Annotated in this window: 3 protein-coding genes; all 3 read right to left on the reverse strand. The window is 61.6% G+C overall.

All coding sequences use genetic code 11. From position 1 onward, the window contains the following. Window positions 1–445: 445 nt before the first annotated feature. From AB0I45_RS13625 to dcm, 3 genes are read right to left on the reverse strand one after another with little or no spacing between them, the layout of a single operon-like run. On the reverse strand, window positions 446–5,809 hold the full coding sequence (locus AB0I45_RS13625; RefSeq protein ID WP_345032410.1) for a DEAD/DEAH box helicase: 5,364 nt from the start codon (window positions 5,807–5,809) through the stop codon (window positions 446–448). A 5-nt stretch (window positions 5,810–5,814) separates the two neighbouring features. Further along, window positions 5,815–8,778 carry a hypothetical protein gene (locus tag AB0I45_RS13630; RefSeq protein WP_345032404.1) on the reverse strand — a complete coding sequence of 988 codons (2,964 nt, stop codon included), beginning with the start codon at window positions 8,776–8,778 and terminating at the stop codon, window positions 5,815–5,817. 18 nt (window positions 8,779–8,796) lie between these two features. Beyond that, window positions 8,797–10,281 (reverse strand): DNA (cytosine-5-)-methyltransferase, encoded by a 1,485-nt coding sequence (gene dcm / locus AB0I45_RS13635; protein WP_345032407.1) that lies wholly within the window; start codon window positions 10,279–10,281, stop codon window positions 8,797–8,799. Window positions 10,282–10,459: the final 178 nt, after the last annotated feature.

Consider the following 10,459-nt stretch of genomic DNA (forward strand, 5'->3'; position numbering starts at 1 on the left):
AGTCCAGTTCCCCAACAGACTCCCCCTCTGACCACCCGGCAGAGAGGCTGATCGACCGGTCCCTTACACAGAAAACTTGACACCTCCACGCGCCAGTGTCGAAACACACTACCCGCTGACTGCATATTCTAAACATGTGACTCTCTAGACTGCGCATTGAACAGTGGGGACTTCTGCTGTCCCTGGGGGGTCAAGGACCGTATTGACCGCACGGTCTTTGAACTCCACTGAGAGTTTCATTCTCGGAGTTGCTCCTCGTTCTCCAGACAGAAAGAACGAAACTGAACTATACCCAGGGCGCTTCAGGAATGCGGTAGCCACGTCGACAACGGAGCGAGAGTTGAACCGCATTCGATAAGAGTCGCGTGCAGGATCGCGAATCAACGGTTAAACGTTCGTATCCGCATTGGTTGTGGTGTCTGAATGCTGCAACGGGGGCTCACCATCACGTAACCTCGAGCAGAGCATTGAACAGCCTGATCGGCGTGCGGTCGAGGACATATGCATCGGACACAGTAATGTGCGACAACCCGCGCCCGCGCAGTTCTGTAACTGTACGTCTGACTCGGGGATTCCAATGCGCGTCCTCGTGCCGCCAGAGCGGGTGACCGATGACAACCGCTGCCCCACGACCCTCCGGCGAGATGAGTGATGTCAAACCGTTCACCGTATGCTGTTCGATTCGCAGGTGTGGGCCGTAGCCATCAACGAAGCTCTGCACCAGCGCCTCGGTGCGATTTGACCAGTGCGAAGGGTCAAGACCGCGGCCGAGCACAAGGTCCACGACGTCGAGCCCGAGTCGCCAGTCCAACGCCCAATGATTAAAGCGGTTCTCGTAGTTGCGGAGACACCCAGGGCAGGACGATGTGCAAGCAGTCCCATGCGGCTCCTCGCGCAGTCGCTTTCCAGTTGTGTCTCGAATAGACGTCAGGAGTCTTTCGAACATCGACGGCTCCCCGAGTTCGAGCGCGTAGCCCGCGCCGTTATCGAGTGCGTCGGCGAGGAACACCCGCGCCGAGACTGTGGTACCAATCCGCGTTGGCTGTAGCCCGACCTCAAGCTCGGACTGCTCGATGTCCAGGTATTCCTTGGCTGCGTTGCGAAGGAGCTGGGCAAAGGAAAGGAGAGCACCCTTGCCTGCTGGGCATGCCCATGGCAGTGTCGCGACCGCGCCCTCGGGCAGAGCCAGGCCGTCAAGTCCGAGAAGGAGCACGTCGGTACGTCGAACCTCGCCGATCGCTGCCGGGTCGATCGCTTGCCCGCCAGTTCGCATGAACTCGGGCAGAGGGCGTCGGTACAGGTCCCGATTCTGAGCGATTATCGATCCGTCAGACTGGCGACTCAGCTCGAAGAGCTTCCGATTGTTGTCGTTCACTGCGACAACCTCAGCTTGTTCAAGCAGTTGGAGCGAGACCCCGTGAAGTCGGGTATCTTGCCCGAGTTCGGTATTCGTGGAGAGTTCGGAGTAACCGGCGAACATGGGGGTGATGTGCGAATCGTCGTAATCCGGCTGACTGTAGATCGTCCGATAACCCTCGGGCTGGTAGAGCGAGAACGCTCTCATTTCCTCGCCGCACACCGAGCACTTGAGTGACTCATTCGTCGGCCGGGTATCGAGGCTGCCGCACTGCCCGCAGCGATGAACCGGAAGCGGAGTCCCGAGCGGGTCCTTCCTTCGTGCGCTGGCCCCGATGATGCTGTAGGCCGCGAAACCCACAGCGAGGTGCTCGGCGCCGTCTTTGACGACGACGGCTCCGGGAGCAAATGCAGTGATGGACATTCGGAGGTCGCGGTCGGCGACGGTATGTTGCTCGGCATCGCTTGCACGGCGGAGCTGCTTCGAGTAGAGCGGGCGGACCCGAGTCGGGAAGCCGAACATCGGGAGCACGCCGGCATTAGCGAGCAGTTCACTAAGCTCCGTGTGCTGGAAGTATGGGTTGCCAACCGCTTCGTCGATGTCGCATACCAGCCCGGTCCGTGCCCAGTGCTTGAGACCGTCGATGTCGAGTGCCGTGTAGGCACTGAACCTTTCGCAGACGATCGGAACATCATTCGATGTCTGCAACCATGCCTCGACCTCAGCGCGCCGCTGAGTCCAGTCATTCGTATCTCCGAACGTGCCGTGGATGCTGTCGCCCGTTCGCCGAGGCGGAATACGACCGGCGAGGAAAGCCCGTCGCAGAAGCTCTGCTGCGATCACCCGGCGAACGATTCGAGGCCGCGACAAGTCGATGAACGGCGGAGGCGGATCAGCCGCGGTCATTTTCTCCGGCGTCTGGAAGTAGTAGTCATCGTGCGCCCGGTCTCGCGACACGGTAACCGCGAATGAGAACGGCTGACCTGAGCGTCCGGCTCGACCGACGCGCTGCTGATAGTTGAACCGCTGAGGCGGCATATTCGCCATCGCCACTGCTCGGAGGGAACCGATGTCGACACCGACTTCCATTGTGGTTGTCACCGAAAGCAGATCGAGCGGATCGGCGAGCTCACTCTCAGCGGGTGCCGGAAGCACCGCGCCCTTGAAAAGGCGCTGCCGCGCTCGCTGGTCAACCAATCGCGTCTGACCCGTGAGTTCAGCGACTCGCATTCGTCGAAGCGGTTGCGAGGCGAGCCATCCGTAGTAGTCGAGTTCCTCTGACCACGCCTCCTCGCGGAGTACGCCGCTCGCGCATTCCTCATTGGTGCAAACACCGGCCGCCGGGTGCAAATGAGTTGTGCCACAGTTATCGCAGACCCAGACCTTGTCGCCCGGCATCCTAAGTTCGAGGGCATCCTGCCCTGTTTGGGTTCTAAGCGCCCATGTCTGATCAACGATGCCGCTCTCGCGAAGGAACTCACCGACGTTCAACTGCAGCGTCTGCCAGTCCATCTGATGCTTCGTTGCCACCTTCTTGAGGTAGGTGCCGATGACCTTTGGTGCTGTGTTCGACCGAGCGACGTACCCTCCCTCGAATCGCTTCGCGATTCCAAGGATGCGGATGACACTCGCGACCACGTCCCCTGCGATCCTCGCCGACATTGTCTCGTCCTTTGAGAAACCCCAGCTGTCGGGTGCCGGCGGCCGCGCCCTGACTACGCCAAGGCGGGTCGATTCGAGGTCGCGTGCGGCACGGTCGAAGACGGCCTCAGTGACGGCGGTCGCGGTAATCCGGTAGCGGTCTTGGCGGATAGGTCGTGCGACTGCGTCGGTCAGCGGTTCCCAGGCGTTACGAACCGGCGGCTCGTAAGCGCGATACCACGGTGCGTCACCCTCGCTTTCGGCCACTGACGGCCCGGGACCAGCCGGGTTGACGCCGGCCTTAAGCATCATCTGCTCGGCTTCATGGATGAGAGTTGCCCACGGAAGAGATTCGGTCTCCTTCTCGGCCGCCGCGATCGTCGCCAGATCCGTTGCATCGCCCGCGCCGAGGCTCTCCAGTCTGAGCTTGTCGAACAGCTCTCGACGGACTGCACGCAGCTGCTCGGCACGCTGAAGATCGTCGCCGGTGAGTTCGTCACGTAGGAGTGCCCGCAGAATCGGCACAGGGTTCTCGCGTCCGTGAAGCAGTTGCCGGACGACCTGTCGAACTTGGTCGCGGAAGTTATTGAGTGCGATCCCAGCGGCGATGCGCGCAGAGTCATCCCGGCTGTCGGTAAAGACGATTGTCCTCGACTCTGCTGCTTCAGACCCAAGGCTGCGGAACAGCTGGGATACGGCCATTTGGTTGAGTTGAGCGCGACCGGAAGTGTGTGCGCGGATTGGCGAGCGGACATTGCCGGCGAAGTAAACCGCGGCATCACGGTTGTCCTGGCTTCCCCCGCATCGGGGACAGGCTTCCGGTAGCGCAGGAAGCGTCAGTCCGCTATTCCCGCCTGCGTTGTGACTGAGAACAACTGCTGGGACGCCGTCAGGCGAGCTACCGAGAACGAGCGAACCGAGCTTGGGATTCCAGCTGGCCGCCCCAAAGTTGGTTTCGATGGTCGTTTGGTTCTCGTTCATGTGCGCGGGGAGCTTGTGGACCCTGGGTGCGTCGGGAACCGGCGAGCCGAGCCAGAGCCATCGGTACTCGTCGTCGTTCCTTCGGTACACGAAGTCACCAGAGTTCTCGCCAGGCGTGACCGGGGTGGTTGAGAGTACGACGGACCCGCGGTCCGGCCGATCCACGACGTAGCCGCCGAGGCTGACATCACCACACTCGAAGCAATAGAGAAGTTCAAGCACTCGTGCGCCGCAGTCAGCACAGGTCGACCGGGGCGTGTCGTACATTCGACCTACTCGCCGAGGTTCCGATTCGGTTCCGCCTGGGCAGGTTGGGTCCGAGCAGGCCCAGAGCCCGCGCATTCCTCTCATCATGACATGGCCGCGGAACTGGATCGCGGGCTTCTCGGCATCAGCGAGACCGATGAGCATTGCCGTGAGGGCTGGCGAGGCTATTGGATCGCTCCCGAAGAGGCGGGCCGCAACCGTGCCGATGCGGGTGGCCTTGTGCCGCCCGTCACCAGGGTCAGCGCATGCCGCAGCGATCGTCTCCGCCCACCGATCTCTTGCGGCGGCCTCCGCCAACTCATCCGGGGCGATGTTCAACACTTCAGCGGCCGCTGGCTTCTCGCCCGGCACCAGCAGCCGCGCCTGCCCTGGCTCGATCACGAAGGACGCCCGATCGACGCCAAAGAAGCGCTCCAGGTATTCCAGACCCGAGTCGTCCCCGGGGAGGGAAGCGCTCGTCGCGATGATCCTGAACTGGTCGGACGAAGGCTCAAGCCCGAGCCGCGATGCCAGGTTTCGGACGACCATCCCGACTTCGGCCCCGGTGCTGCCGCGGTACAAGTGCAGTTCGTCAACAACGAGGGTGAAAACATGGTCGGAAGACTGCCGGAGCCACCGCCGAGTGGACTCGAAGATCGGTTCCTCGACGTCGCGCATCAGCATCACATTGAGCATCGAGTAGTTCGTGACGAGCACATCGGGCGGAGTGGCGATCATGTCCCACCTGGTGATGAGTTCGCCACCAAAGGGGTCCTGAAACTGAGCCGTCAAGTCCGGGTCGTTGAGTTCAGCTAGTCGGGCGTTCAGGCGCGACAGCTCCCGCAAGTCCCGCGCCGCGTCGGCGGTGGCAGGTGCCGAGACCTTTCCGGTTGGAACTCCACCCGAGCCCGGTGTCGCCCCGGTATAGCGCCCGAACCAGAGGTCAATCGGCGACGCCTGTCCCCGAAGGCCGCGTACGGCCCGACGGAGCCGTGCAACCTGATCCTCAACGAGCGCATTGGTCGGGTAGAGGATCACCGACCGCACAGCTGCCGGATTCGCTCCAACCGTTCGGGCTGGTCGCCAGTTTTCGGTTTGCCGCTTCAGATCCCACCATTCGTGGATCGCGGGCAGTGCGGTTGTCGATCGCTTCTCCGCCACGATACGGCTTAGGAGCGGGATCAGGAAGGACTCCGTCTTGCCTGAACCGGTGCCAGAAGTCACCACCGGGTTATGACTGATGCCGCCCGCGAAGTGCGCAGCGAGTGCTGTCGACTGATGCTTGCGCAGTTTGATGCCCGCTAGCTTGTCGAGGGGCACACCAAAGACCGCCGCGATCACTTCACCGAGGTCGCATGCGTCAACTCCCGCTTGGCTGGCCGCTTCTACCACCGATGCGACCCCGTCATAGGGCAGAACTGGCTCGAGCATGAGCGGGGCAAATAGGTTGCCCTGCCCTTCAAGCAGCAGGTGTCGCCGCTCGTCTACAAGGGCCTTGTCGCGCAGTGCGTACGCGGTGTCTATGTACCGCAGAAACGCGTCGCGGAGGTCATCGGCAATCTTCACTGGGGTCGGGAACGGCATGCTGATCACCGGCTCACTCGGTCGTAGATGATGTCCGCGACGGTGCGCGGTACTGACGGGTACTGGAGCAGGCGGTGATTCACAATCTCACGCGGGGCTCGTCCCGAGCAAAGCGCGAGAGCACGCCCGTACAAGGATGGCAGGTCCGCACCCAGCGGCGTGACGACTGAGCCACTGCGCGAGTTATAGCCAACGAGGGGATCACCGGCCCACGAGTTTGCGATGTGCTTCACGATCTGCGCGTTGCCGAGCCCGATCGTGCCGCCTGCAATGTCATCGGCGGTGCGTATCGCGTAGGTTGAGCCGAAGTCCTTGAGCCGATATGCGCCAACCTTGACCAGCGACTCCGCGGGGTGCCATGAGGCCGACGTGGTGTCCCAGAACTCTGCAGACCGGTGGCTCGGCACGATTACCCGTTTGAGCGACGTCACCACCTCACTAAGTGGTGGCAACGCCTCAGCGATGTCCTCGACCGGTGAGGCTTTCAATACAGCAATCCCAGCGTCTGCCATTTTACCGACCGGCAGAATGCCAACGACCTCGAGGCGAGCGAGCTCCGCATCAACGCTCGTGCGCACGACAGCGCTGGTGCCGAGCAACTCTTCAAGCTGCTCGACCAGCGCGCTGGAGCGCGACCCGATGAGCACCCATGACCGGTCACCCGTTGGAACGAGCGTGGACGTATTCACCGCCCATTGAGTCACCTGGAGATGGTCGTCCCTGGCTACGTCCACATGCCCGACGACTTCAAGCCGCCGGAGGAACGAGTCCGCGAACAGGCCTGAGCCCTCCACCTGCGCGGCGATGCGCTCGAATGCCCCGAACGAGCCGGTCCCGACGTGGTTCAGCGCATCGAACGCGACCTCGAAGTCTGGCTGGTCCGATTCGATCACCGGCGGGATTTCGGGGATCTCGATCGTCCTGGCCGCGCCCTTTTTCTTTCTCGCAGCCCGGTCGGTCCCAGCGAAGCGACGAACGAGCCCGCAATTCACGCACTCGCCTTCGATGCTACGCGTACGTGCCTGGCCGCGGAGCATGGGCGGGAGCAGGAATCGGTGCGTCCCGGTAATGAGACACGAGTCGCTCGCCATCGGCACGCCCACCCGAGTCTTCGCAATCGACGCGGTCGACGCGCTCGGCTCTCGGGGCGCAAACTCAGGCATCGGCACTGTACAGCCGCCCCGGCGCGGTTCGAGACCCACTGTTCTCGCTCCGTTGACATGACTCGGCCACTTGGCGGGACCGGCGGTCAGCGGCCAGCGCGGCGAATATTCAGGCGAGTAGACCAAACGGATATCGACGTCCTCGACGCGGAACTGAGGAGTGCTCGCCGATCGCAGTCGTAGGAGCGCCGCTGTCGATGGCTTGTTCGTGTCGTTTACGAACATCGCGACGACGTACTCTCCGTCAGTTAGGCCCTGATCTATGAGTGGAAACACCGCGAGCTCGCCGGGCTGTACAGACTTAGTGATGAGTTCGGCCTGGTCGATTCTGTTGCCGCGGTACACACAAACGCCGACCGAGGAAGCTCCAGCGGCGAGGGCGACCGCCTCGGGTGGCTCTTTGACCGACCACTTTCGTAGCAAGCCAGGAAGCACGAATCCCCCACGCAGTGTCAGGCTCGTCCGCACGCGGGGTGTCAGCGGCAAGAGATCAAAGTGTGGTTGCCTGTTCGGTGCGGACACGATCTGGACGTGGTGGTAAACGACCCACCCCTCTGGCGTCCCCGGGAGGTCGACAAGCTCACGCCATCCCGGTCGTGCGTGAGTCTCAAGATGAGTCTCGACACGCTGGCGTGCGTCCGACCGGGCCAGGACGATGCTGTCCTCCCCGAGCGAAATGTGTTCGATCTCGACGAATGCTCCCTGAAGGTCGTCCCATCGGAGCGGAGCGACTCGCTTCGGGCGACGACCGAACGGGCGACTCTCGTCATCCCCGAATTCGCCAGTTAGCAGTTCCCCGACGAGCGACGCCGCGCTGACTTCCTCAGCACCGGATAGCCGCGTGGAGCCACCGGGCCCGGCTACAGTCGGGACAATCGACTCCTCGTCAGCGCCTTGGAACCGGGCGGTGTCCGGCCCTTCCGAGCGATAAGGGAGGATCAGGTTGAACTCAATCGACTTGCGAGGGAATGTCCGCAAGAACGCCACCAGGCGCGTCGTGACGACGGGTCGCACAGAGGAGAGCGATTCTATCCCCGACCCATCCCATGCTTCGAGTTCGAGACAAGCGGCATTGGCGATTCGCTCTCGGGCGGCCGGGTCCCGCCAGAGACGAGCAAGATGCGAACTGAGGGGGAAGCTCGGAGTGGCCGTCGCATAGGGGTCCATCACGAGACTCATGTCGTTCGGCGAGATACGCAGACCCGGGGTCATGCCTTCAAGGGCGAAGAGTTCGTGGAGGCCGGCACGATCGTATTGCCGAACGACCGCCTGCGACATTGGCAGCCCGATGAAGGCGTGACCGCCGACGGCGTAGGCCGTCGGGATACCGCGCTCACCTTCCCAAGCTTCAAGCCAGGAGTTCAGCGACCCCCACAGCAGTTCGGCGACCTGACGATAGTTGTTCTCCACCCGCGAGCATCTCGTCTCCGGGACATGCAAGAGCCGATGTAAACGCGTGTAATAGTTGTGAGCAGCCAGGTTGCCGTCGGCATGCATTTGCTCGGCAGCGATTGACAGTGTGACGAGAAGGGGGAGCGCGGGCGGAGTTTCAAGTGGCGAGCGCTGATGGCGCTGCGCAGCCTTAGCCTGCCAGTGAAATGGGGATGCGCCAGCCTCGTCGATTTGAAGCGAAGACCGGACGACTGCCGCCAGCCCTGCAAGCGTCCGATCCTCGACCTCGGCTGTTTCGAGCACGTTCTGCACAGTCTCGGTATCAGCAAGCGCATAGACAGGCCGCCCGGCCTGAGCAGAGCCGAACATGACGTCAGCGATCGCCTCACTTACGCGCTCATACACGGTATCCAATGCCAGGCTCCCTCCATGTCATGCCGACCGTCCAGCAACGAGGACGGATCCTATGCTCGGTGGCTTCGTAATGGGAGCGCATTCCTGCCGGGCGTCTCTCCACTTGTTCGACGTAGAGGTGCGCATTCCTACTATGGGTTCAGGGTCGGCAGTGCTGGAGGAGTTCGAATTGGCTAGACCTTCGAGTAAGACTTCGGCGATCGCCTTGACGACACGAGCATTGACTGCGTTGCCGAGCGCTTTGTAAGCGTCGAGGTCGGAAGTCGGCAGATGGATATCGCCGAGGCTTTGGAGTTCAGCGCATTCAGCAGGTGTAATGTAACGGCGTTCTCCAGTCAGGTTGGAGCCGAGGATGGGAACCTGTGTCTGGGTGAAGGCGATGAGGCTGGGGGACGTCGTAGGCCGCTTGATCCTGAGCCCAGAAGCTCGGATCTGCAGGACGAAGTTGTCGATGTTTCGATCCTCACCCTGGGCATTCCACTCCATTTTCTGGAAGCTGGACTGCATCTCCTCGGGCTTCCATTGATCCAGCCAAGGGTCGATCCAGGAGCGGTTGTGTTGGTAAAACTCGCGGTTCTGTCTGATGAAGGTGCGCTTCCACCGGGGGAACTGATAATCGCTATCGCGATTGGCGTGACTGGGGATCCGCTCCTTCTGTTCCCCGACCGAACATTCAAGACTTTGGCCGAAGCTGCCTTTGACACCCATCTGACGCAAACCCCATATCGGTCGACGATCCCAGATTCCCGGCGGGGTCTCGTCCTCGTAGGGATAAGTTGCGCCGAACTCCATTGACCAGATCGGGAACGAAGGCATCTTCAACGAGGCTGGCGAACGACGGAGGAAGTCACCCCACATATCGATTGCGTGAAGTGTCTGCTCGGGAATCGAGCGAGCGGGGGGCACGTCTTGGCGAAGCACCGAAGTGATGTCGGTCGGGTCCTTATGCTTGGTTGGCCACTCGAACTTGTCTAGCCCGTCGAGTGAACCAACGAAATATGCGCGGTCACGGACCTGTGGAATGCCGAACTCGTGAGGAGAGAAGTGTTCAACTTCCACCGAGTAATCAAGCGCCTCCAGCATCTCGATGATTTTGCGTTGAGTGCGACCGCCGTCGTGCTTCAGGATATTTGGCACGTTTTCAAGGATGAATCGGCGTGGGCGTTTTACGCGGAGGATCTGGTGGACTTTGAAGAAGAGGGTGCCCTGGAGCGTGTCGGCGAAACCCATTTGGTCGCCGGCTTTGGAGAACGGTTGGCAAGGAAAACCTGCAGTTAGGACGTCATGGTTAGGGATCTCACGCTCGATGTCTCTATCGGTCTCAAGAGCGTTGATGTCGGTCCAGGGGTGGACGCCATAGTTCTTCTTATAGAGAGCGTTGAGTGCCGGCTCCCATTCGGCAGCGAACACGACTCTGCCGTTAAGGTCATCGAGCGCAACATGGAAACCGCCAAGGCCGGCAAAGAGGTCGACGAACTCGAAGGCTGGTCTCGTGGTTGCCACGTCGCCTCCTTACCTCGTCGCGCCCGCCGCAACTATTAGTATCTTAGTCTCCCCGAAGATCCTGAAGTCGACATGCCATGGCCGAAGGGAGGGAGGTGTCAAGTTTTCTGTGTAAGGGACCGGTCGATCAGCCTCTCTGCCGGGTGGTCAGAGGGGGAGTCTGTTGGGGAACTGGACG

The sequence above is a fragment of the Brevibacterium sp. NPDC049920 genome (genome assembly GCF_040656435.1).
Classification (GTDB): Bacteria; Actinomycetota; Actinomycetes; order Actinomycetales; family Brevibacteriaceae; genus Brevibacterium; species Brevibacterium pityocampae.